Annotated in this window: 14 protein-coding genes; 7 read left to right on the top strand and 7 right to left on the bottom strand. The window is 73.1% G+C overall.

The annotated features are described in order from the left end of the window. The first annotated feature begins 192 nt into the window (after window positions 1-192). Together IE313_RS25935 and IE313_RS25930 are read left to right on the top strand one after the other, a co-directional pair. Window positions 193-684: an inorganic diphosphatase gene (locus tag IE313_RS25935; protein ID WP_189936408.1), complete on the top strand. Its 492-nt coding sequence runs from the start codon at window positions 193-195 to the stop codon at window positions 682-684. Window positions 685-947: 263 nt separating this feature from the next. Next, window positions 948-2,630: a threonine/serine exporter family protein gene (locus tag IE313_RS25930; RefSeq protein ID WP_189936295.1), complete on the top strand. Its 1,683-nt coding sequence runs from the start codon at window positions 948-950 to the stop codon at window positions 2,628-2,630. Between the two features lie 186 nt (window positions 2,631-2,816). Here the strand turns inward: IE313_RS25930 and IE313_RS25925 are convergent, their stop codons facing one another. Continuing rightward, window positions 2,817-3,644 carry a DedA family protein gene (locus IE313_RS25925; RefSeq protein ID WP_229924958.1) on the bottom strand — a complete coding sequence of 276 codons (828 nt, stop codon included), beginning with the start codon at window positions 3,642-3,644 and terminating at the stop codon, window positions 2,817-2,819. 497 nt (window positions 3,645-4,141) lie between these two features. Between IE313_RS25925 and gad the strand changes: the two genes are divergently transcribed. Further along, window positions 4,142-5,545: a glutamate decarboxylase gene (gad, locus tag IE313_RS25920; protein WP_189936293.1), complete on the top strand. Its 1,404-nt coding sequence runs from the start codon at window positions 4,142-4,144 to the stop codon at window positions 5,543-5,545. Between the two features lie 416 nt (window positions 5,546-5,961). On the opposite strand, the gene IE313_RS25915 is transcribed toward gad, so the two are convergent. From IE313_RS25915 to IE313_RS25905, 3 genes are all read right to left on the bottom strand, one after another. Next, window positions 5,962-6,510 carry a DinB family protein gene (locus IE313_RS25915; protein WP_189936291.1) on the bottom strand — a complete coding sequence of 183 codons (549 nt, stop codon included), beginning with the start codon at window positions 6,508-6,510 and terminating at the stop codon, window positions 5,962-5,964. A gap of 123 nt (window positions 6,511-6,633) precedes the next feature. Then, on the bottom strand, window positions 6,634-8,091 hold the full coding sequence (locus IE313_RS25910) for an aldehyde dehydrogenase family protein (RefSeq protein WP_189936289.1): 1,458 nt from the start codon (window positions 8,089-8,091) through the stop codon (window positions 6,634-6,636). A gap of 347 nt (window positions 8,092-8,438) precedes the next feature. Further along, entirely contained in the window at window positions 8,439-9,332 is an 894-nt protein-coding gene (locus tag IE313_RS25905) for a Sco1979 family transcriptional regulator (RefSeq protein ID WP_189936287.1), read from the bottom strand. A gap of 299 nt (window positions 9,333-9,631) precedes the next feature. Between IE313_RS25905 and IE313_RS25900 the strand changes: the two genes are divergently transcribed. Then, window positions 9,632-10,120 (top strand): ATP-binding protein, encoded by a 489-nt coding sequence (locus IE313_RS25900; protein ID WP_189936285.1) that lies wholly within the window; start codon window positions 9,632-9,634, stop codon window positions 10,118-10,120. A 21-nt stretch (window positions 10,121-10,141) separates the two neighbouring features. Here IE313_RS25900 and IE313_RS25895 read toward each other — a convergent pair whose 3' ends face one another. After that, on the bottom strand, window positions 10,142-10,384 hold the full coding sequence (locus IE313_RS25895) for a DUF397 domain-containing protein (RefSeq protein ID WP_189936283.1): 243 nt from the start codon (window positions 10,382-10,384) through the stop codon (window positions 10,142-10,144). 761 nt (window positions 10,385-11,145) lie between these two features. On the opposite strand from IE313_RS25895, the gene IE313_RS25890 reads away from it, so the two are divergent. Further along, window positions 11,146-13,404, top strand: a complete 2,259-nt coding sequence (locus IE313_RS25890; RefSeq protein ID WP_189936281.1) for an FUSC family protein — start codon at window positions 11,146-11,148, stop codon at window positions 13,402-13,404. A 524-nt stretch (window positions 13,405-13,928) separates the two neighbouring features. Here IE313_RS25890 and IE313_RS25885 read toward each other — a convergent pair. Continuing rightward, entirely contained in the window at window positions 13,929-14,462 is a 534-nt protein-coding gene (locus IE313_RS25885) for a hypothetical protein (RefSeq protein ID WP_229924957.1), read from the bottom strand. Between the two features lie 495 nt (window positions 14,463-14,957). On the opposite strand from IE313_RS25885, the gene IE313_RS25880 reads away from it, so the two are divergent. Continuing rightward, window positions 14,958-16,766, top strand: coding sequence for a bifunctional 3'-5' exonuclease/DNA polymerase (locus IE313_RS25880; protein ID WP_189936278.1), 1,809 nt, complete (start codon window positions 14,958-14,960; stop codon window positions 16,764-16,766). Between the two features lie 1,238 nt (window positions 16,767-18,004). Here IE313_RS25880 and IE313_RS25875 read toward each other — a convergent pair. Beyond that, on the bottom strand, window positions 18,005-20,533 hold the full coding sequence (locus IE313_RS25875; protein ID WP_229924956.1) for a glycoside hydrolase family 3 C-terminal domain-containing protein: 2,529 nt from the start codon (window positions 20,531-20,533) through the stop codon (window positions 18,005-18,007). A gap of 846 nt (window positions 20,534-21,379) precedes the next feature. Between IE313_RS25875 and IE313_RS25870 the strand changes: the two genes are divergently transcribed. Next, window positions 21,380-24,112, top strand: coding sequence for a polysaccharide lyase family 8 super-sandwich domain-containing protein (locus tag IE313_RS25870; RefSeq protein ID WP_444546257.1), 2,733 nt, complete (start codon window positions 21,380-21,382; stop codon window positions 24,110-24,112). Window positions 24,113-24,221: the final 109 nt, after the last annotated feature.

Below are 24,221 nucleotides of genomic sequence, written 5' to 3'. Positions count from 1 at the left end.
GGATTCACGAGATCCGCGAGCCGCGCCGCGGCGGGCAGGGACGGTCGCCGGGCGAGCAGCCGGGTCCGCAACCCCGGCCCGCGTTCCGGCTCTGGCAGCTCCGGCACGACAACCAGCCCCTTTCGCGATCACACACCTGCGTGAGGGACACTTAACCATCAGAAGTATGTGCTGATCATGGAGGAGCCACCGGTGGAGTTCGACGTCACGATCGAGATCCCGAAGGGTTCGCGGAACAAATACGAGGTGGACCACGAGACCGGTCGTATCCGCTTGGACCGTCGCCTCTTCACGTCCACCAGCTACCCGGCGGACTACGGCTTCGTCGAGAACACGCTCGGCGAGGACGGCGACCCGCTCGACGCGCTGGTCCTGCTGGAGGAGCCGACCTTCCCGGGGTGCCTCATCAAGTGCCGCACCATCGGCATGTTCCGGATGACGGACGAGGCCGGCGGCGACGACAAGCTGCTGTGCGTGCCGGCGTCCGACCCGCGGGTCGAGCACCTGCGCGACATCCACCACGTGTCCGAGTTCGACCGCCTGGAGATCCAGCACTTCTTCGAGGTCTACAAGGACCTGGAGCCCGGAAAGTCGGTCGAGGGGGCCAACTGGGTGGGCCGCACCGAGGCCGAGAGCGAGATCGAGCGGTCGTACAAGCGTTACAAGGAGGAGGGCGGTCACTGACCTCCGGTTCCCCGCTGGACCAGGCCGCGCGATCCTCGCCCCGAGGACGCGCGGCTTCTTCGTGTGCCCGTTCGACGCACGGCCGTACGAACCCGGGGACCGCTTTGTGCCTCCCAACCCTGTATACGACATCCTGTACGACTATTGGGCTTCATATACCCAAATCCACCCATTACCGCAACCATCGAGCGTGTAACCCAAACGGCGCGCAACCACCCACGCGAGAGCGGCGCCCGTTCAGGCGCACAGAAAGGGCAAGTCCGGTGACCGATTCGGGCTCCGCGGGTACTGCCGGGCCCCCGGGCCATGCAGAGGACCGCAAACCGCCGTCGGACGAGGCGAGGAGCGCGTTCGCCCCGCCGGGAGGCGTGCCATCCCCCGCGCACTCCCCCGAGGACGAACCGCACACCACCTCGGAGTTCGCGATCCCCCAGGGCCTCGCGCCGCCGGGGGGACCCCAGGACCGGGAGCACTCGGGGTTCAGCGCCCCGCGGACCTACAGCGCGCGCAACGCGCCTCCCGCCTTCACCCCGCCGTCCGGGATCCCCGTGTTCCGGATGACCAAGGAGGTGCCCTGGCAGGACCGGATGCGCACCATGCTGCGGATGCCGGTCGCCGAGCGCCCCGCGCCCGAGCACCCCTACAGACCCGTCGAGGACGAGGTGGGGCCCGCGGTGCCACGCGTCCTGGACCTGACGCTGCGTATCGGGGAGCTGCTGCTGGCGGGCGGGGAGGGCGCGGAGGACGTGGAGGCGGCGATGTTCGCCGTCTGCCGGAGCTACGGCCTGGACCGCTGCGAGCCGAACGTCACCTTCACACTGCTGTCCATCTCCCACCAGCCGTCGCTGGTGGAGGACCCCGTGACCGCCTCGCGGACGGTACGGCGCAGGGGCACCGACTACAACCGGCTCTCGGCGGTCTTCCAGCTTGTCGACGACCTCAGCGACGCGGACACCCAGATCTCCCTGGAGGAGGCGTACCGGCGCCTCGCGGAGATCCGGCGCAACCGCCATCCGTTCCCGGGCTGGGCACTGACCGTGGCCAACGGCCTGCTCGCGGGCGCCGCCTCGATACTGGTCGGCGGCGACCTGGTGGTGTTCGTGGCCGCAGCGGTCGGGGCCATGCTGGGCGACCGGCTCGCCTGGCTCTGCGCGGGGCGCGGGCTGCCGGAGTTCTACCAGTTCACGATGGCCGCGATGCCGCCCGCGGCGCTGGGCGTCACGCTCACGCTGCTGCACGCGGACGTGGACACCTCCGCGGTGATCACCGGTGGCCTCTTCGCGCTGCTGCCGGGCCGCGCGCTGGTCGCGGGCGTGCAGGACGGCCTGACCGGCTACTACATCACCGCCTCGGCACGTCTGCTGGAGGTCATGTACTTCTTCGTGGGCATCGTGGTCGGGGTGCTGCTGGTGCTCTACTTCGGCGTCCGGCTCGGCGCCAAGCTCAATCCCGACGAGGCGCTGGGGGTGGTGGACCGGCCCGGTGTGCAGATCGTCGCCTCCATGCTGGTGGCGGCGGCCTTCGCCGTCCTGCTCCAGCAGGAGCGGTCGACGGTGCTGATAGTGACGCTGAACGGCGGCGTGGCCGGGCTGATCTACGGTGCGCTGCACTACACGGGCCACATCTCGCCGGTGGTGTCGACGGCGGTGGCGGCCGGTCTGGTGGGCCTGTTCGGGCAGCTCTTCTCGCGCTACCGGTTCGCGTCCGCGCTGCCCTACATCACGGCCGCTATCGGGCCGCTGCTACCGGGTTCCGCGACGTACTTCGGGCTGCTGGGCTTCGCCGAGAACGATCCGATCGCGGGGCTGGTCTCGCTCACCAAGGCGGTGGCCCTCGCCATGGCCATCGCGATCGGGGTCAACCTGGGCTCCGAGGTCTCCAGGCTGCTCATCAGGGTGCCGTCCGCGGCGAACCGGCGGGCGGCCAAGCGGACCCGCGGGTTCTGAGACCTCGCTCCCCGGCCCGCCCCGCCCGCCGTCGACCCCCTGGGCGGCGGTCGGTGCCGGCCCTGCGCGGCCCGACGGCCGGTGCGGACGCTCCGCGGCCCACGGCCGGTGCGGGCGCTCGGCGGCGGTGGTCCGGCTTCCCGGTCCTCGGACGGCGGCCGCGGGTCCACCGCCCGTGCCGGCGTACTAGCGCTTGGCGTGCCGGCCGCGGCTGCCCGCCGACGGGCGCGGGGGCTGCCCGGGCCGTGCCTGGACGTACGCGGATGCGGTGGCGCCGGACGGGGCGCGGCCGGCGCCCACGGGCCCCGGTCCCGCGGCACCGGGCCCCGCGGGACCCGGACCTGCCGGGCCGGGGCCCCGGTCCCCCTCGGCTTCGGCTCCCTCGCCCGCCTCCCGCTTGGCCTTTGAGCGGGCCCGCAGGAACTCGATGCCTATCGGGACGACGGAGACCAGCACGACGAGGACGAGCATCGCCTCGATGTTGTCCCGGACGAAGGCGTGCCTGCCGAGCCAGGCGCCCAGCAGGGTGACACCGGAGCCCCAGAGCACCCCGCCGATGACGTTGAAGAGCAGGAACGGGCGGTACCTCATCCCGCTGACGCCGGCGATGATCGGGGTGAAGGTGCGCACGACGGGCACGAAGCGTGCCAGCACCAGGGACTTCGGGCCGTGCTTGGCGAAGAACTCGTGCGCCTTGGCCACGTTCTCCTGCTTGAAGAGGCGGGAGTCGGGGCGGTTGAAGAGCGCCGGGCCGACCTTCTTGCCGAAGAGGTAACCCGCCTGGTCGCCGAGGACCGCGGCCAGCGAGACCAGGGCGCAGACCGCCCAGAGCGGGAAGTGCAACTGGCCCGTGGTGATCAGCAGGCCGGTGGTGAACAGCAGGGAGTCACCGGGCAGGAAGAAGCCGATGAGCAGGCCGGACTCGGCGAAGACGACGAGCAGCAGACCGTAGATCCCGAACTGGTTGATCAGGTGGTCGGGGTCCATCCAGCTCGGTCCGAGCGCAAGCGTCATCACGGTTCCGGGCTCCTGTGAGGGTGGTGGGGGCGGGGCGGGCGCCGCTGCGTGTCCGACAAAGTTATCAACGCCCGGTGCCCCCGCCGGGTTCCACCACCCTCATGGGGCCGCGACTGTGCGTACGCCGGTTGGGGCGCACCGGGCGCCACGCGTCCGTTCGGGCGCCGCATGCGCCGGCTCGGGCTCCGCGCGCCTGCTCCGGCCCGGTGTCCGCCGGACCGTACAGGACCCCTCGGGCCACCGGCCGGGCGCGGCTCCGCGCCCCGGCCGGGCGGGGCCGGTCCCGGCGTGCCGCGTTCGCCGCCCTCGGCCCACCGGGCCGGCCGCCGTCCCCGGGCCAGTGGCCCGCCGCGGGTCCGGCGCGGGTGCCCCTGCGGCGACGGCCCGGCGGGCGGGCAGGCGGGTTCGTTCGTATTCTCGGTTCCTGAGGACGGACACGTCCCCGGTCCCGGTCCCCGAGGACGGACGGGCCCCGGCCCGGCGAGGAGGCCCCGATGCCGCTCCACCGCGGACCCCAGCACGGCGAGGATGGCCGGCCCGCCCTGGTCAACCCCTTCCACGGGGAGGCCAACCCCGTCGGCGGCATGACGGAGGCGCCGCCCAAGCACCGGCTCCCCGACGGCCCGCTGCCGCCCATCACCGCGTACCGCCTCGTGCACGACGAGCTGATACTCGACGGCAACTCCCGGCTGAACCTGGCCACCTTCGTCACCACCTGGATGGAGCCGCAGGCGGCCGAGCTGATGCGGGAGTGCCAGGACAAGAACATGATCGACAAGGACGAGTACCCGCGCACCGCCGAGCTGGAGCGGCGCTGCGTCGCCATGCTGGCCGACCTGTGGCACGCACCCGACCCTTCGGCGGTCGTGGGCTGCTCGACGACCGGCTCCAGCGAGGCGTGCATGCTCGCCGGCATGGCGCTCAAGCGCAGGTGGGCGCGGCGCCCCGGGGCGGCAGGCGGCAGACCGAACCTGGTGATGGGCGTCAACGTCCAGGTCTGCTGGGAGAAGTTCTGCACCTTCTGGGAGGTGGAGGCCCGCCAGGTGCCCATGGAGGGCGACCGCTTCCACCTCGACCCGGTGGCCGCCGCCGAGCTCTGCGACGAGCACACCATCGGCGTGGTCGCGGTCCTGGGGTCGACCTTCGACGGCTCCTACGAACCGGTGGCGGAGCTGTGCGCGGCCCTGGACGACCTCCAGGAGCGCACCGGTGTCGACGTCCCCGTGCACGTGGACGGCGCCTCGGGCGCCATGGTCGCGCCGTTCATCGACCAGGACCTGGTCTGGGACTTCCGGCTGCCCCGGGTGGCGTCGATCAACACCTCGGGGCACAAGTACGGGCTGGTGTACCCGGGGGTGGGCTGGGCGCTGTGGCGCTCGACGGCGCAACTGCCGGAGGAACTGGTCTTCCGGGTCAACTACCTGGGCGGCGAGATGCCCACGTTCGCACTGAACTTCTCGCGGCCCGGTGCGCAGGTCGTGGCGCAGTACTACACGTTCCTGCGGCTGGGCCGGGAGGGCTTCCGGCTGGTCCAGCAGTGCGCCAGGGACGTGGCGGGCGGGCTGGTCGACCGCATCGAGGAGCTGGGCGACTTCCGCATGCTCACCCGGGGCGACGAACTGCCGGTCTTCGCCTTCACGACCCGGCCGGAGGTGACGGCGTACGACGTCTTCGACGTCTCGCGCCGGCTGCGGGAACGCGGCTGGCTGGTGCCCGCGTACACCTTCCCGCCGCACCGCGAGGACCTGGCGGTGCTCCGCGTGGTCTGCCGCAACGGGTTCTCCAGCGAACTGGCGGACCTGCTCGTGGACGACCTGGAACGGCTGCTCCCGTATCTGCGCGCCCAGCCTCGTCCGCTCACCCACGACCGGGCGGCCGCCACCTCGTTCCACCACTGACGCGCGTGCCGACGCCCGGCCCCCGCGGGGACCGGGGGCTCCCGTACGGGTTCGGCGGTAGGGCGCCGGCGCTCCACGGCGGGCTCTTCGGCGGTCCTTCGCGACCTTCGTTCGCGACCTGCGTTCGCGACCTTCGTTCGCGACCCGTGTTCCGCGCCCTGTGATCCGCGTCCCGTGTTCGCGACCCCTGTTCGCGACCCCTGTTCGCGTCCCGTGTTCGCATCCCGTGCTTGCTACCCGCGTCGGCAGCGGTTCCGGGCGGGCGGGGCGAGGCTCCGGCGGTCCGGGCCGGCGGGCCACGGGTAGCCGGGGCGAGCGTGAGGTGGTCCGGAGCGCCGCGTCGACCCCTCCGGCGCGCCCGCGGGTCCCGCGGGCCCGCGCGCCCGCGGCACCCGGTCGGCGCGGGGCCCTCGGTGTCAGTCCCCGGCCGCGCCGCGCTCCATGGCGAGGAGTTCGAAGGCGGTCCTGCCGTCCAGGGACTCCCGCACGATGTCCGCGTGGCCGGCGTGGCGGGCCGTCTCCTCGATCAGGTGGAGGACGAGCCAGCGCATCGAGACCTTGCCCTCCTTCGGGAACCAGGGCGCCTCGGGCAGCGGGAAGGTGTCGTCGAGACTGGGGACGGAGCGTACGAACTCCTCGGTCCTGGCGGCGACGTCCGCCCAGAAGTCGAGCATCCCGGCCAATGTCTCGCCTTCGGCGAGGCGGAAGCCCTCGGCCCAGGTCTCCGGGGTGCGCGCCCTCTCGTTCGGCCGCTGCTGCGCCATCCGCAGCCAGTTCAGCTCCGTTTCCGCGGCATGTTTGACCAGGCCGGACAGCGACAGCTCGCTGGCGCTCGGACGCTGCGCGGCCTGCTCGTCGCTCAGCCCGAGCACGGCACGCCGGATCCCGCCGCGCTGCGCCGCCGCGAACGCCAGCAGCGCCGTGCGCTCGTCTCCGCGGGGCTCCGGGGGAACGTGGGTGACCATGGGGGACCGCCTTCCGGGGTGGTGCCGTCTTCCTCTGACGCTCAGGAAGGTACGGCCCCTTGCGGTCAGTTCCGGTCCGCGATCGCCGGCGGTCGGCGCCGCGGGCGGTGGCGGGCGGTGGCTTCAGAACGGGAACGCGCTCCGGCCGTGCTGTACGGAGATCCACTTCTGGGTGGTGAACGCCTCCACCATCTGCTCGCCGTTCAGCCGCCCCAGACCCGAGTGCTTCTCACCGCCGAAGGCGACGGCGGGCTCGTCCTGGACGGTGCCGTCGTTGACGTGGATCACGCCCGTGGCGATCCGGCGGGCGAAGTTCACGCCGCGCTCGACATCGGAGGTGTGCACGGCACCGCTGAGCCCGTAGGGGTTGTCGTTCACCAGGCGCACCGCCTCCTCCTCGCCGTCGAAGGGGATGAGCAGCGCCACCGGGCCGAAGATCTCCCGCCCCATGACCGCGGAGTCGGACGGCAGGCCGGTGAGCACGATCGGCTCGACGAGGTTGCCGCTGATCCTGCCGTTCACCAGGGCGGTGGCACCCTCGGCGACGGCCTGTTCGACGGCGGCGGCGACGGCGTCCGCCTGGGCGGAGTTGATGACCGGGCCGATCACGGTCTCCGGGTCGCTCGGGTCGCCCGCCTTGAGCGCCCTGACCTTGGCGACGAACTTCTGCGTGAACTCCTTCTCCACCTTGCGGTCCACCAGGATGCGGTTCGCCGCCATGCAGACCTGGCCCTGGTGGACGTAGCGGCTGTAGACGGCGGCGTCGACGGCGTAGTCGACGTCGGCGTCGTCCAGGACGGTGAGGGCGCTGTTGCCGCCGAGTTCGAGGATGGCGTGTTTGAAGTGGGCGGCGCAGACGGTGGCGACGTGTCGGCCGATGGTGTCGGAGCCGCTGAAGGAGATCACCTTGGGCACCGGGTGGTCGATCATCGCGTCGCCGATCTCGGCGACATCGGTGATCACGACGTTCAGCAGGCCGCCCGGCAGCCCGGCGTTCTCGAACACCCTCGCCAGCAGTGCCCCGCCGCAGACCGGCGCCTCCTCGTGCGGCTTGAGCACCACCGCGTTGCCGAGCGAGAGCGCGGGTGCCACCGACTTGACGGCCAGCAGGAAGGGGAAGTCGAAGGGCGTGATGACCCCGACCACACCGACCGGGACGCGGTAGACGCGGTTCTCCTTGCCGTCCACCGGCGAGGTGATGAGCCGGCCCTCGGTGCGCAGCGGCAGGTGGACCGCCTCCCGCAGGAACTCCATGGCGAGGTGCACCTCGTAGGCGGCCTTTTGCCGCGTGCTGCCCAGCTCGGCCACGATGGCCTCGGTGATCTCCTGCTCGTGCTCCTCGATACAGCGCAGCGCACGCTCGAAGACCAGTCTGCGCGTGTACGGGTTGGTGGCGGCCCACTCCTTCTGGGCGCGCTCCGCGGCGCGGTAGGCGAGGTCGACCTCGCCGCGGGTGGCGATGGTGATCGAGGCGAGTTTCTCGCCGTTGTAGGGGTTGACGTCGATGTTGTCCCAGGAGCCGCTGCCGTCCCGCCACTCGCCGTCGATGTACTGCCGGGCCAGGTCGGTGAAGAAGGACATGTGATCCCCTTACTGCAGAACCTCTCCGCAGGAGGTGCAGGCTCCCGATGTCCGGTCATCGTATCGGCGACGCACGGAAGTTGGCTGTGAATGATCGGAGGTCCCGGCACTTTGTATACAAAATTTTAGTGCAGATGGCGTGTGCGCGGAGCCGCGGGGCGGCGTGCGGAGGGCACCTTGGAACGACACTGACCTTCGAACGACACTCGGGCGCGGCGCATGAGCGCGGCGTGTGGGCGCGGCGTGTGGGCGCGGCGCATGAGCGCGGCGCTCCGTGACGGCTCCCTCGGGTGGCCGCGGTCGGGAGCCGCGGGGGCCGTGATCCGCGTGGCCGGTGCCGGAGCCCCTCAGAGCAGCCGCTGGAGGTCCCTGAGCAGGTCGCGGGTCTCCGCGGGGCTCGGGGCCGCCCGCTGCAACTCCCGCATGACGTGCTCGTACTGCTCGACGTCCTCGCCCTTGTCGAGGTAGAGCGCGCTGGTGAGCTGCTCCAGGTAGACGACGTCGGAGAGGTCGGACTCCGAGAAGCTCAGCATCGTGAAGGAGCCGGACTCCCCTGCGTGCCCGCCCGCGCTGAAGGGCATCACCTGGAGTCTGACGTTGGGCCGCTCGGAGACGTCTATCAGGTGCTGGAGCTGGCCGCGCATCACCTCGGGGCTGCCGTACGGACGCCGCAGGGCCGCCTCGTCCAGGACGACGTGGAAGTCGGGGGCGTTCTCGGAGACCAGCACCTTCTGCCGCTCCAGGCGCAGCGCGACCCTGCGCTCGATCTCCGCGGGCTGCACCTCGGCGTTGCCGCGCGAGACGACCGCGTGCACGTATGCCTCGGTCTGGAACAGGCCGTGCACGAACTGCACCTCGTACAGCCTGATGAGGGACGCGGCGCCCTCCAGCCCCACGTAGGTCTGGAACCAGCCCGGCAGCACGTCCGAGTAGCTGTGCCACCACCCCGCGACGTTGGCCTCCTTGACGAGCGACAACAGCGCCTCGCGCTCGGTCTCGTCGGCGACGCCGTAGAGCGTCAGCAGGTCCTCTACATCCCTCACCTTGAAGCTCACCCGGCCCAACTCCATGCGGCTGATCTTCGATTCGGAGGCCCGGATCGAGTAACCGGCGGCCTCGCGGGTGATACCGCCCGCCTCCCGCAGCCGCCTCAGGTGCGAGCCCAGCAGGATGCGCCGAACCACCGAGCCGCCGCCGGTGCCGGACGCCTGGGGATAGCCCCAAGACTCTCCTGCGCTCACTTCGTCAGCCCTCCCACAACGTCTTCAAGGAACGAAGTCTGCCACTAAAACGCTCCAGCCCGTACTCATGCGGTTACGGAAACAGAGAATCCCCGAAAGGGCAGTACAACATGGTGCGAGAAGAAATGGTGTGCAACTGGCGCGGGTGATCACATAACCGGCGCGTGCACGTGCATCTGCCCTTGCATCTGCTGGGGGCATTGGGAACCATGGTCGGCGCACCACAGCACCACAGCACCACCGCGCACCACCACAGCACCGCAGTAGCGCTACGGCCGCTCATCACGGGAGTGCCTCGCATGGGGACGAAGAGATCGACCATGCTCGTCGATCCGTTAAGGCAGGGGCTCCCTCCTGTCGACCCCGCGTCCGCTTCCAGCGCCGCGTCCTGCGCGCTTCCGGCACGCTACGAAGCGGTCCGCGAGGCCAGGCAGTTCACCGCGAGGACACTCGCCCACTGGAAGCTGGGCGACCGCTCCGAGGACGTCTGCCTCGTCGTCTCCGAGCTTGTCACCAACGCCCTGCGGCACGCACTGCCTTCGGACACCCCGCGCGATCACGAGCCGCCCGTGCGGCTGCATCTGATGCACTGGAGCTCCCGACTGGTGTGCGCCGTGCGCGACCCGAGCGGGGACGGCCCCCTCGCCGCCGAGCCGGACGGCGCGGACCTGGCCGCGGAGTCGGGGCGCGGATTGTTTCTCGTCGAATCGTTCAGCGACGGCTGGGGATGGCATCCGCTCGCGGGCACGCTGCGCGGGAAGGTCGTCTGGGCGCTGTTCCATCTGTGAGCGGGGCGGTCTCGGGACGGCTCAGGGCCCGGCTATGAGGTGGTCGAACTCCCCGTCCTTGACGCCCAGCAGCATGGCTTCTATCTCGGCACGCGTATAGACGAGCGCGGGGCCGTCGGGGTCCCGGGAATTGCGTACGGCCACTTCTCCGCCCGGCAGCTTGGCGAACTCCACGCAGGCGCCCTGGGAGTTGCTGTGCCTGCTCTTGTGCCAGGCCACCCCGCAAAGCTCCGTGGCCGCCATGCCGTTGTACACGTGGTGCACAGGTCGCTCCCAGGTGGTGCAGTGGCCAATATGGCGATTGATGCAGCGGTCAACTGCTTCGGATCATAGCTGCGACCCCAAGCCAATGCATGGGCATATGCGCCCCGCAGATGCATGCGCAGATGCACGTGCACGGGGGGTGTTCCGTTGATTACAGTCGACCGTTCCCGAACTAACGGTTCTCCGGTGTCCGTTCCCGCTCACCAGGAGCGCAGTCCTGCCTTTGCCGAAACAGCGGCCCCGAGCCGCTTCGTACGCCTCCCCTTGGCGGAAACAGATGCCCCGTAGGAATGACGAATAAGGCGCCGTTCGTGTTCCGTCGGCTTCATGCGGACGGCATCTGGCTCAATCCCGCCTATGGAACCACCCCTTCCTTCTCCTTCCGCCGTCGGCCGACGAATCATGGAGAATTCGGATCGAACGGGAAAGAAGTGAAGAGAAGTACAGAGAAGCACTGAGAAGTGCCGAGAAGCGCAGAGAAGTGCCACGAAGTGAGGAGCGGGAGAAAAGCCCGGGAAACAGGGAAGGGAGGCGCGGGCGGGAGGCCCGGGTCCCGGAAGCGGACGGGAAGCCCCGCGCCCCGGAAACCCGGCGGACGAGGGAAGCCCTGCGGGTGGGCCGGAGGGCGAGGACGGTGGGCGGAGGGCGAGGACGGGGGCAAGGCGAGGACGGGACGTGGGGGCGAGGACGGGGGCGGGGCCTGGCGGAGCCGGAGGGTTCCGGTCGGAGCACCGCCGGGCGGTCCGCTTATCCTGACTGGCGTGAGTTGGCTCCGGGCGCTGAAGGAGACCGGGCGCTCCGGGCTGACGGTCGAGCGCAAGCGGCTGGAACCCCTGGTCGCCGCCCGGGGTGCCGTGGGCCTGGCGCTGGTGATCGCCTTCAGCCAGTGGGCGTTCGGCCCGGCGGTCGCGGCCGGTTCGGCGTTCGGCGCGTTCCAGGCCGCCATCGCGACGTTCCAGCGCAGTTGGCGCCCCCGCCCCGAACTGGCCATCGCCTCCGGGACCAGCCTCGGCGTCTCCACGTTCCTCGGCTACCTCACCGGCGCCCACCACCTGCTGTTCCTCGCCCTGCTGGCGGTGTGGACGTTCCTCGCCGGGCTGAGCTGGGCCGCGGGGCCCACGGTGGGCTTCATCGCCTCCACCAACGTGGCGATCATGCTGGTCACGGTCACCCTGCCGACCTCCGTGGCGCAGGCCGCCGCGCACGGCGCCATGATGATCTTCGGTGGTCTGGTGCAGGCGGCGCTCGTGGTGCTCCTCCCCGTCCGCAGATGGGGCGCGCACCGTGACGTCCTCGCCGACGCGCTGGCGGCCGAGGCGCACTACGCGCGCCGGTTGCGCGACGACCCGGTGGCGCCGTTCGACCCGCAGCCGCTGATGCAGGCGAGGGACGCCGCGGCCCTCACGTCCCGTCAGGCGCGCACCCGCCCGGCCGAACTGCACGGCGCCCGTGGCCTCGCGGAGCGGATCCGCCCGGTGCTCGCGGCGCTGGCCGACCCGGCGGTGGGCGCCGCGGAGTCGGGCCGGCAGCGCGAGCGGGTGCACGAGCTGCTCGGCGCCGCCGCCGCGATCCTGGACGCCGTGGCCGCGGCGATCCGGCACGGCCGGCGGGCCGAACTGCCCGCGAACGCGGTGGCCGCGTTCGCCACCCCCGACACCGGCACCATCCTCACGGGCCCGGCCCGCCGTGCGGCCACCCGTCTGAGCACGCTGCTCCACGACGTCGTCGAGGCGGCCGGCGGTGCGAAGGGCGGCAGCGGGCTACCGGTGCGCGAGACGGCCCGCGCCGCGGAGACGGAACCGCCTCCCGCCGCGGAGACGGGACCTCGTCCCGCCGCGGAAGCGGGGCCCCGGTCTGCCGCGGAGGCTCGGCGGCGTCCTGGCGCGGATGCGGACCGGGCGACGGGTTCCGGGCAGCGGCCGCTGCGGCGGCCGGGGCTGTTCGGGCTCCTTTCGGGGGCGGTGCAGGCGATGCGCCGCGAGGCCCGGCTCGGGTCCCAGGTGATGCGGCACGCGCTGCGGGTGGCGGTGGTGGCGGCCGCGGGCTACGTGCTCGGTGCGGCGCTGCCGCTCGGACATGGTTACTGGGCGCCGATGGCGGCCGTCATGGTGATGCGGCCGGACTTCTCGCAGACCTACTCCCGGGCCGTGGCGCGGTTCGGCGGCACCCTGGTGGGCGTCACGCTCGCCACCGGCGTCGTACGCCTCGCGGTGCCTGACACCTCGCTCGCGGGCGCGCTCGCGGTGCTCTCGGCGGGGCTGATGTACCTGCTGCTGCGCACCGGCCAGCTTGCGGCGCAGGCATGCATCACCGCGTACGCCGTCTTCCTGCTCGGCATGGGCGGCGAGCAGTGGACGCAGACCGTGCCGCAGCGGGTGCTGCTCACCCTGCTCGGCGGAGTGCTCGCGATGCTCGCCTACGCCCTCTACCCGGACTGGGAAACGCCCCGGCTGCCGGGCAGACTGGCGGACTGGCTGAGCACGAACGGCCGGTACGCGGCCGCCGTCGTCAGCCACTTCGCGGACCCGGCAGGCAGCGACCGTGCACAGGTGCGCGCCGCGCTGCTGACCGCTCGGGACGCCCGTATCGCCTGGCGGGAGGCCTCGGCCCGGGCCCGCACGGAGCCGGTCCGGCAGCGCGGTCCCTCGCGCGCCGCGGTCGACGGGGCCGCACGGGCCGTGGGGCAGCTTGGCCGGGTCGCCATGCTGATGGAGGCCCACCTCCCGGACGGCGGCACCGCCCCGTGGCCTGCCGCGGCCCGCTTCGCGACCGCCTTCCGCGACGCGACGGAGCGCGCCGCCAAGGAGGTGCGCGAAGGGCGCGTACCGCACTGGGAGGACGTGCGCGCCGTTCTGGAGGCGGAGGCGAGCGGCCCGCCGGACGGGCGCCCGCTGGACGGTGTCGTCCTGAGCAGCGCCCGGCTGCTGCTCGACGCGCTGGAGGAGTTGTCGCGCGCGCTGCGGGACGAGGCGGCGGAGAAGGACGAGCGCACGGCGGCCCCGGATCCCAGACCCTCCTGACCGTGCGCGCCGGGCCCTGGGGGCTCGGGCGCGCTCGACCTGTGCGGGCTCGGGCACATCGTCCGTGCGGGCTCGGGCGCGCTCCACCGCGGGGGCCCGGGCGCGCTCGACCGTGTTGCCCCGACCGTGGGTGGCGGCCGTTCTCCGGGGCCGCCGTCGGGCGCGGGACGGGCACCGGCACTGTGCGGCGCGGTGGAACGGGTGCGGACCGCACGCGCGCGGTTGGCGGTCCCGCACCACTGGACGCCGGGTCTCAGGCGGATGCGGGCCGCACGTACGCAGGGGGCGGGCAACGCGGCGCGACCTGCCGGGTGGTGCCGTGACGGGCGGACCGCACGCACGCGTGGCGGGCGGGGCGAGCTGCCGGCCGTCGTCGCCCGCGTGTCCGGACCGCACGCGCGCGCGTGACGGGCGGAACTCTGCGTCCGGGTGCGCGACGCACTCGGACGGACCGCACGCGTGCGCATGGCGGGCGGGTACCGTGCCGGCCGGTCAGGCAGCGCGGCCGGGCCTGGCCGGGCCCTTCAGGACGCGAGCCCGTTCGTCGGCAGGCCCTTGGGGAGCCTGCCGTCCTCGGACCTCGTGTAGGTCTCCTCGCCGAAGCCCTCCCACTTGACCTTGAGGGTGGTGTCGGTGACGGAGCCGACCATGCCGTGGCCGCGGTCGTCGTTGCCGTCCGTGCACTTCAGGGCGATCATCCGCATGCCCGTCCGGTCCCCCGCGGTGCCCGAGCAGGTGTTGCCGCCGGAGTCGAAGAGGCCGGCCTTCCCGCCGGTGATCACCAGTGCCACCGTCTTGCCGTCGGTCGTGGCGAGCCAACTGCCCTCCAGGGTGCCGCCCCTGGCGCCGGAGCCGCCCGAGTCGCCCGTACCCCCCGAGGGCGCGGCGGACGGCGTGCCGGTGGGCGTGGAGGCCGGAGTGGAGGCCGCACCGCCGCCCCCGGCCGCGTCGCCGCCCTTGCCGTCGCCGCTGCCGCACCCGGTCAGCACGAGCGCGGCGGCGAGCCCGCCGACGACGGCACCGATCCGGACCCGTGCGAGGAGAGAGGCCGAAGTCACTGGTGTCCCCCTAGGGCACTGGCGTGCAGACGTGGTTCCTGCGTGAAGACGTGGGTTCCTGCGACCGCTGGACGCCCTGCGGTCCGCAGCAAGCTACCAGGGGGCGGGTGCGCCGGCCGGGGAGCGATGGTGAAGGTGCGGTGATGCGGTGGGGGCGCCGGGGCCCAGGGCGGCCGGCGCGGTCGGTGGGCGACGCGAGGGTGCCCGGTTGCGCGGGGGCGGGGCGGGGGCGGAGCGGCTGGTCGCATGGGTGGCCTGGTCGCACGGGAGGGCCAGGCCCCGCGGGGCGGCCAGGCCCCGCGGGGCGGCCAGGCCCCGCGGGGCGGGGCTCTGGGGCGCCGGGAGGCGCACGGAGCCGACGGGCGCACGGCCGGGTTCGGCGCCAGGCCCGGGTCGGCGGTGCCAGGCCCGGGTCGGCCGCCTGCCGGCCGCCTTGCGGCCACCGCCCGAGCGCCGTGCGGCGGATTGTCAGTGGGGCCTGTCAGACTCGCGCACATGACCGAACGGTGGGCGGTGGCGCCGGTCGAGGGCGGTGGGGCCGAGCTAGTCGCACTCGGCCCCGGCGCCCTGCCCGTGGGCCCGGTGCGCAGGGAGCCGGACCTCGCCGCGGCGGTCCGCTCCCGCGGCGAGGTCGCACGCTGGGTCTGGCGGGCGACGGCCGACATCTACCCCCGGCTGCTCGCCGCGGGCGTACGCGTCCCGCGGTGCTACGACATCGAGGCCGCCGAAACGCTCCTGCTCGGCCACGAGGGGCGCTACGGGGAGCCGCGCTCCGCGGCGGCCGCCCACGCGCGGCTGCACGGCGGACCGGTGCCGCAGGACCCGCCGCAGCGCGCCGCGGTACCCGGCGCGCAGTCGTCGCTCTTCGAGCCGGGCCCCGTCCCCGTCCCGCTGGAAGCGCTCCTTGAGGTCTACGCGGAGCAGCAGCGCCGTCACGCGCGTGCCGCGCACCCGGACCGCATGCACCTGCTGACGGCGGCCGAGTCGGCGGGCACGCTGGTCGCGGCGGAGATGCACGCGGCGGGTCTGCCGTGGCGCGCGGACGTGCACCGCGCGGTGCTGAACGAGCTCCTGGGCGAGCGGTACGCGGGAGGCGGCGAGCCGCGGCGGCTCGCCGAGCTCGCCGAGCAGGTGTCGGAGGCGTTCGGGCACCGGGTGCGGCCCGATCTGCCCGCGGAGGTGGTGAGGGCGTTCGCGCGCGCCGGCCTCAGGGTGCGCTCGACGCGCCGCTGGGAACTGGAGTCGCTGGACCACCCGGCCGTCCCGCCGCTGCTGGAGTACAAGAAGCTGTACCGCATCTGGGTGGCGCACGGCTGGTCCTGGCTCAAGGACTGGGTGCGCGAGGGCCGGTTCAGACCGGAGTTCCTGCCCGGCGGCACCGTCTCGGGCCGTTGGGTGACCAACGGCGGCGGCGCCCTGCAGATCCCGAAGGTGATGCGGCGCGCGGTGGTCGCCGACCCCGGCTGGCGGCTGGTGGTGGCCGACGCGGACCAGTTGGAGCCGCGGGTACTCGCCGCGCTCTCCCGCGACCCGGGCCTGATGGAGGTGGCGAGCCGCCCCGCGGACCTGTACCAGGCGGTGTCGGACCGTGCCTTCGCCGGTGACCGCGGCAGGGCCAAGCTCGCGGTGCTCGGCGCCATATACGGCCAGACGTCCGGTGACGGCCTGAAGAACCTGGCGGCCCTGCGCCGCCGCTTCCCCAAGGCCGTGGCCTATGTCGACGAGGCGGCGCGCGCGGGAGAGGAGGGCCGCCTGGTACGCACCTGGCTGGGCCGCACCTGCCCGCCCGTGACGGCCGCCGGCGCGGGCACCGGTGACGGCGGGCCGACGGGGCTCGACGAGGCCGGGCTCCCGCAGGACGAGGACGCGGGCGCCGGTACCGGTCCCGCCGGGGGCTGGTGGCCGGCCGGCGGGGCAGCCGCGTCCGGTGCCGGGACCGCGGGGGCGGACGGCGAGGAGGAGTCCGGCGAGGGTGGCGTCCGGGGCGGCAGGGGGGCTGGCGCCGGCTCCGCGGCCCGGGCCCGCGGCCGCTTCACCCGGAACTTCGTCGTGCAGGGCAGCGCCGCGGACTGGGCGCTGCTGATGCTCGCCGCGCTCCGCAGCCGCTGCACCGGGCTCGCCGCCCAGATCGTCTTCTTCCAGCACGACGAGGTCATCGTGCACTGTCCCGCGCCGGAGGCGGAGCGGGTGTCGGTGGCGATCCAGGAGGCGGCGGACGAGGCGGGCCGCTTCACCTTCGGCGAGACCCCGGTCCGCTTCACCTTCAGCACCGCGGTGGTGGAGTGCTACGCGGACGCGAAGTAGCAGGCCGGGCGCGGGAAACCAGCACGCAAGGCAGTACCGGCACCGGGAGTCCGGCGGCTGCGGGACGTCACGTGCCCCGGCCCCGGGGGTGGTTGCACCGTGTTTCGCGGTACCTGTCGGCAGACGTGTCGAACGGCACGGAATGCCGAAGGGACCACCCCTATTCAGGCGCGCAAGACATCTTTACGCGCCCCCCTGAACCGCTCTTTGCGCCCCCCACAGGGCGTACTCATCGGTAAGAACGTCTCCCTGCGAAAGAAACCGGTCGCCCGCATCACCGTCGAGGCGGAACCGGAATATGCACATGGCGCTTGTACTCGCCGCGCGGACACAGGGCTCTGCCTGGCACAATGCCGCCGGAACGCGGTGTGTCCGCCTGCCGGGCCGGTGCACCGGCCCGGCAGGCGGACACACCGGCCCGGCTGCGCGGATCGGACGGCGCGCGCCTGCGAGTGCCTCGGCGGCGGAGTACGCCCTCCGGAGGCGCTGGATGGCCCGTACAACGATCCGCGCCGCGGGACCCGTCGAAGACCGGCCACCCGGCACTGTCGACCACCCGCCGGGAACGCCCGCTTGTCACGTGTTTGTCGCATGCTCGGCACCCGCTTGCCGGGTGGCGGGGGACCCGCGAACTCCACCGCGGCGCCACGCAGAAGAACACGGCGGAATCCGCCCGGGCAGCTCACCGCATACGCCTTCTCGCCCGCCACGGAATTCCCCGCGTGACCGAAAGGAGCGCACCGAGAAGGCACACGGGCGTGTACCGCGTTGCGCGCGATAGGTAATTCCAGAACCAGACGGAGTTCATGGCTCCGCGCCGAATTCGGGGGTTCCGCGATTCCTTGGGAAATCCCTCCGAATACCCGTGCCGTTCGGCGATCGGGCGCCTTTTCGGAGCCACCGCGCCTCGTTCGGGAGCACCGCGCGGTACTCGGCGGCACGGCACCGTATTCGCGTTCGCGGACCCCGCACCGGCGGCGGTCCCGGCCGCTTCTGCCGGACCCGCCACCGGTGCGCCGCCGGTGCGCCGCCATCCGCCGCACGTCCGCGGTGGCGCCGCGTGTACCGCGCCACCGCGGACGGACGCCCGCGGAAGGACGCCCCCACGGACGAGAGGCCCACGGACGAGGACCCACGGACGGAGCACCACAGCCGCCCGGGCCACCGTGCCACCGGGCCACCGGGCCACCGGAGGTCGTCGCGTGGTCGTCGCATCCGCGTGCACCCGGCCCGTTCCGCTACGACACCGTCCACACGAACGTCGCCGTGTCCGCGGCCCCGGTGCGGTCCGTCGCGGTCACCGTTACCGTGCGGGTGCCGCGCGCCGCGGCGGCGCCGGAGATCACCCCGTCGCGCCCGATGGCGAGGCCGGGCGGCAGTCCGGTGGCCCTGAACGTGACCGCGGAGCCGGCCGGGCCCGCGGTGGAAGCGGCCCTGACCGGCAGCGTGACGGCCCTGTGGAGCAGGCTGCTCATGCCGTGCGGGTTGGTGATCGTCACCGTCCGGCCCCCGGTGCCCGGCGAGGCGGTCGGGGACGTCGGCCTGAACGTGCACGGGACGGTCAGCGTGCCCTTGAGCGGCAGGGCGCGCGAGGAGTCGCCGACCTCGACCGTGTAGGCGCCCGCCGTGGTGGCCCAGCCGTGCGCCTTCTCGTCCCAGTGCGCCAGGTCTCGGGCGCTCAGCCTGAACGCCACCCGCTTCCCGGCGCCCGGGGCGAGCTCGACGCGTTCGAAGCCCTTGAGCTGCCGCACGGGTTCACCCGCCGCGGCCGGGGCGCCCGCGTAGAGCTGGACGACCTCGGCGCCCGCCACGTCGCCGGTGTTGGTGACGGTCGCCGTGACCGTGGCGTTGCCGCCGCCGTCGACCGCGCCCACCCGCAGGTCGGAGAAGCCGAAGGTGGTGTAGGACAGACCGTGGCCGAACGGGAAGAGCGGCTCGATGCCCCTGGCGTCGTACCAGCGGTAGCCGACCTGCATGCCTTCGGAGTACCTGACGGCGTCCCTGCCGTTGCCGGGCCACTGCGCGGAGGTGTGCGCGGGTACGTCGGCGAGGCTCCTGGGGAAGGTGACCGGGAGCTTGCCGGACGGGTTGACGTCGCCGAACAGCACGGCGGCGATGGCGTTGCCGACCTCCTGGCCCGCGTACCACTGCTCCACCACGCCCCGGACGTCGTCCAGCCAGGGCATGGTGACGGCGGATCCGGTGTGCAGGACCACGACGGTGTTCGGGTTGGCGGCGGCGACCTGCTCGATCAGGGCGTTCTGCCGCCCGGGCAGGTCGATCCCGGCGAGGTCGTTCTTCTCCTCCTCGGAGTAGCCGGCGAAGACCACCGCGACGTCGGACCTCCTGGCGAGGTCGACGGCGGCCGCCTGGTCGCCGGCGTCGTCGTACCGGACGTCGATGCCGGCGCCGGCACGGTCCGCGATGCCGTCGAACGGTGAGACGGTGCCGGAGCTGGTGACGGTGGCGGCGCCGCCGCCGGCGGTCCGCACGCCCGCGCCGCCGTCCGCGCCGAGCACCGCGATGGACCCGGTGCCGGAGTCGGACAGCGGCAGGATGCCACCGTCGTTCTTCAGCAGCACGCTCCCCTCCTCGGCGACCCGGCGCGCGGTCGCCCGGTGCGCGGCACTGGTGACGACGGCGCCCGGGGAACCGCTCGGCCGCCGGTCGAAGAGGCCGAAGGAGAACATCGGGGTCAGCACCCGCCGGACCATGGTGTCCAGGGTGTCCATGGCGACTTCGCCGTCCGCCACGGCGCGGGCGAGACGGTCCGCGTAGAAGTGGCCGTTCGGCATTTCGACCGTCAGGCCGCCGTTGGCCGCCTCGACGGTGGAGTGGGTGCCCTTCCAGTCGCTGGTGACGAAGCCCCCGAAGCCGGCCTCCTCGTACAGCGCCTCTTTCAGCAGGTCCTTGTTCTGGCAGGCGTGGACGCCGTTCACGGTGCTGTATGCGCACATCGCCGAGGCAGCGGCCCCTTCGGAGACGGACGCCTGGAAGGCGGGCAGGTAGATCTCGTGCAGGGTGCGCTCGTCGACGACGGCGTTGTCGGCCGGGGTGTCGCGGTGGGTCTCCTGGTTGTAGACGGCGACATGCTTGACCTGCGCCATCACACCCTCGCTCTGCAGGCCCCCGATGTTGGCCACGCCCATCCGGGCGCTGAGGTAGGGGTCCTCGCCGTACGACTCGAAGGCGCGGCCCCACCGCGGGTCGCGCACGATGTTGGTGGTCGGGCCGAGCGCGACGGACACCCCCTTGCCCGCGAACTCACGGCCCGCGGTCCTCCCGTAGGCGGTCTGCAGCGCGGTGTCCCAGGTCGCCGCGGAGGCCACGCCCGAGGGCAGTTGCGTCACCCCGCCGAGGCCGTCGCCGACACCGCTCGGGCCGTCCTGATAACCCATCGCCGGGATGCACAGGTCCGGGATGGCGTCCGTGTTCCCGACGTACGGCGCTGCCTTCCCGTTGCCGTGCAGCAGCACGATCTTCTGGGCCGTGGACATCTCGGCCAGCAGTCGCTCGACGCGGTCCCCGACGGGGGCGCCCGAGCCGACCCACGGGCAGTCGGCCGCCGCGCGGGTCCCCGCCGCGGACGCGAGCGGCACGGCGGCCAGTTGGGGGGAGGCGGTGAGGGCCGCCGCCAGGACGAGGCCGGCGGCGGCGAGGAGCCGGGACCGCCGGGAGCGGGGCGCCCGGTTCGGCGGGTCCAGGCGGTTGGGCCGGCCCAACCGGCCCAACCCGTACAGCCGGTCGGACTCGTTCGGGCGGTTCAACTTGTTCAGTCGGCTCAGTCGGGTCAGTCGGGTCAGTCGGCTCAGTCGGTCCAACCGGCTCGGTCGGTCCAACCGGCTCGGCCGACGGGGCCGAACAGGCCGGTCGGGTTGTTCGGGTGGGCCGGATCCGTCGGGTCGGTGCGGGCCTTCGGGGCGCCGGGCGGTCTTCCCGTGTGTGTCCGGCTGCCTGTGGGGCATGCGGGCACCTCTTTCTGCGGGGGTGCGGCGGTCGGGACATGGAGCTCGCGCGTCCCGGTCGCCGGGCCGATCGGTGCCGGGCGGGCGGGCTCCCCCTGCGTCGGGGTGACGCCCTGGGCCGGCTCGCCGCACCGTCCCCTCCGTACGCCGGGCCGGGCGCGCGTGGTGCGCGTCCATTGCACCGGGCCGCAGGCTGCGGGTTCGCCGGGGACACGCGCGTGTCCCCGGCGAAGCCCTGTGTGGGGGGTGGGGAAGATGGCTATGGGGTTGCGCCGTGCATACGCGGGGCGTGCGGGCGTGCACGCTGACGGCATACCGGGCCGACCGCCCCCGAGGTGCCGATCCGTTCGGTTCCTGGCGCCGGAACGTCCGCGCACACCGCCGGAGCCGGAGGCAGGGCGACTCCAGAGAGCGCTCTCAATGAGCCGATGATGGCGGTTTTGGTGCGAGCACGTCAAGAAGATGAACGCAGATCGGTTCGGGGGCGGCGGCCGGGGGCACCCGCGGTCCCGAGTCGCCGGGCGCCGGTTGCGTGCCGTGCGGGCGATTGACACCGGGAGTGCCCGTTGCTTGGATTCGGCGAGCCTTTCGGTCGGAACGCTGACATGTGGAGCGGCCATGGAGCTGTCACGGCGTGTTGTGTTGTCCATGGGAACCGCGGTGGGACTTTCGGCCGTGTCAGGGGCGGCCCAGGCCCAGGCCCAGGACGGGACCGGGGCGCGGCCGGACGGTGGGCCCACCGGGTCCGGTACGGGTCCCGGGGCGGGCGACACCGCCACCGTGCTGGAGAACACCGTGGCGATGCTCGCCGGAACCGAGGAGTCCAACGCCCGGGCCGATGTCGGCGCCAAGGTGGCCGCGATCCGGAAGACCGCACGGGACCGGCTCGCGCTGCTGGCGGCCGGCGGGGACGGCGAGTTGTTCGCGGGAGTGCCGCTCGGCACCAGCGACCCCAATCTGACCAAATCGTTCCAGTACCTGTACGACATCGCACTGGCCACCCGCACACCACCGGGCCCCGCGGGAGACACGGGGACGCCAGGGGACGCGAGGACGGCGGGAGACACGGGAACGGCGGGAGACACGGGAGCGGCGGGAGCCGCAGGCCCCGCGTTGTACGGCGACGCGACCGTCCAGCGCCAGGTGATCGACGGGCTCGTCCGGCTCTACGACGAGTACTACGGGGACCAGTCGAAGGGCTACTACGGCAACTGGTTCAACTGGGAGATCGGGATCTCCCAGCACGTCAGCAGGACCCTGGCGCTGCTGAAGGACCGGCTCGCCGACTACCGGCCGGGCCTGGCGGCCACCTATGTCGCCGCGATGGACGCCTACCTGCGCAACGGCAGGAACGGTGACGTCGACCTCGACTCACGCTTCCACACCGGGGCCAACCTCGCCGACATCACCACCAACAGGATCCTCCAGGGCGCGGTGCTCGGTGACGGTGCACGGATCTCCAAGGCGGTCTCGGACCAGTCGACCGTGCTCGCGACCATCGACCCGTACATGCTGCGGCACGGCGTCACCGACGGTTTCTACGCGGACGGCTCGTTCGTCCAGCACGCCTCCGTCGCGTACACGGGCACCTACGGCACGGGACTGCTCAGCCGGGTCGTGCAGACGGTGAAGCTGCTGGACGGCACCGGGTACCTCGGCGGCGCGGACCCCGCGGCCGTGGCGCGCGGCTGGGTCAGGGACGGGTTCGCGCCGCTGCTCTTCGAGGGCTGGATGATGGAGGTCGTCAAGGGCCGCGGCGCCTCACGGGCCAAGAGCGGCTACGGCGACGCGGCCACCGTCGTGGAGGCCGTGACCGACCTCTGCGCCTACAGCACCGGATCGGACGCCACCGCGCTGAAGGGCTACGTCAAGCACCTGCACCTGACCACCAGGGCGCCGCTCGATCCGACCGGGTTCACCTCCCCCGTCAGCGTGGCCCGGTACGCCGACATCCTCGGCGACACCTCGGTCCCGGCCCGCGACCTCAGGGACCCGTCGTACACGGCGGCCTTCCACGCCATGGAACGCACCGTGCACCACCGCCCCGGCTACGCCTTCGCACTGGCCCGCAGCTCCGAGCGGATCAGCAAGTACGAGTACATGAGCGGCGAGAACCTCACGCCGTGGTTCCTCGGCGACGGCGCGCACTACCTCTACCTCTCGGGGCAGGACCAGAGCGAGGGCTTCGGCGCCGCTTACTACGCCACCGTCCCGCCGTACCGGCTGGCCGGTGTCACCGCGCCCGTCGAGACCCGCAGGACCGTCCCGGAGCTGTACGGCACCCAGTGGTACGACAATCCGGCGGCCGGCTTCACCTCGTCCTCCGAGTCACAGAACACCTACGTCTACTTCCCGCGCGGCACCAACTCCTTCTCGGGCGGCGCCACGCTCGGCGCCTACGGCACGGCCGGCCTCGTCCAGTCCGACGACGTCGCCTACGCCGCCGAGCAGGCCGGTCTGCTGCCGGCGGACTTCGTCGCCTACCGCAACGCCACCGCCATAAAGTCCTGGTTCCTGTTCGACGACGAGATCGTGGTGCTGGCCGCGGGGGTGGGCGACCCGGCGGGCCGGGCGGTGACCACCACGGTCGACAGCCGGGTCGCCGGCGCCGCCGAGACGCTCACCGTCACCGGCCGGCTCGCCGACGGCAGCCCCTGGCCGGGCGGCGGGGAACGGAGCACCGGCGCACCGGGCAGCGGCGCACCGGACGCCCGCGCCGCCGCGCCGGTCTGGCTCCGGTACGCCAACGAGGACCGGCGGACCGCCGTCGGCTACGTCTTCCTGCCCGGGCCCGCGGGCCGCACCCCGGGGCACCGCGGCACCGGCGCGGACCGCGCGGCGGCCACCGTGGCGCTGGAGACGGTCACCCGCAGCCTGCGGGACGTCAACTCCACCAACCCGGACACGCGGGTGACCAAGCAGGTCTTCACGCTCGGCGTGGACCTGCCCGCGGGCGCCCCGGCCACCGCGCTGGCCTACGCGCTGGTGCCGCACGCGTCCGAGGCGCAACTGGCGTCGTACGCGCACGGCCCGCTCACGGTGCTCGCCAACACGCCGGACGTCCAGGCGGTCGAGCACACGGGCCTGGGCCTGCTCGCCGTCAACGCCTTCTCCCCCGGCGCCCACCGGGCGGGCCGGCGGCTCACGGTGGAGGGACCGGCGTCGGCGCTGCTGCGCGGGAACCGCGACGGCACCGTCTCGCTCGCGCTGTCCGATCCGACCACGCACCGGGACACGGTCGCCGCCACCGTGCACGGCAGACCGCTGCGGACGGTGACGGCGGACGACGGCGTCAGCGTCCGCCGGGTCACGGGCGGCACCAGGATCGAGGCCACCACCCGGCACGCCTACGGCCGCTCCCTCACCGTCACCCTGCGCTAGGGGGTCGCCGATCCACCCGGCCGGCGGGCCGCGGGAGGCCGTGCGGCCCACCCCGTCCGCGCCACCCGGGCCGCCCGCCCCGTCCGCGCCACCCTGGCCACGTGGCCCG

This window comes from Streptomyces sulfonofaciens (assembly GCF_014656295.1).
Lineage (GTDB): Bacteria > Actinomycetota > Actinomycetes > Streptomycetales > Streptomycetaceae > Streptomyces > Streptomyces sulfonofaciens.
Note: the sequence above shows the minus strand (reverse complement) of the source record. Positions and strands in the feature narration are given on the sequence as shown.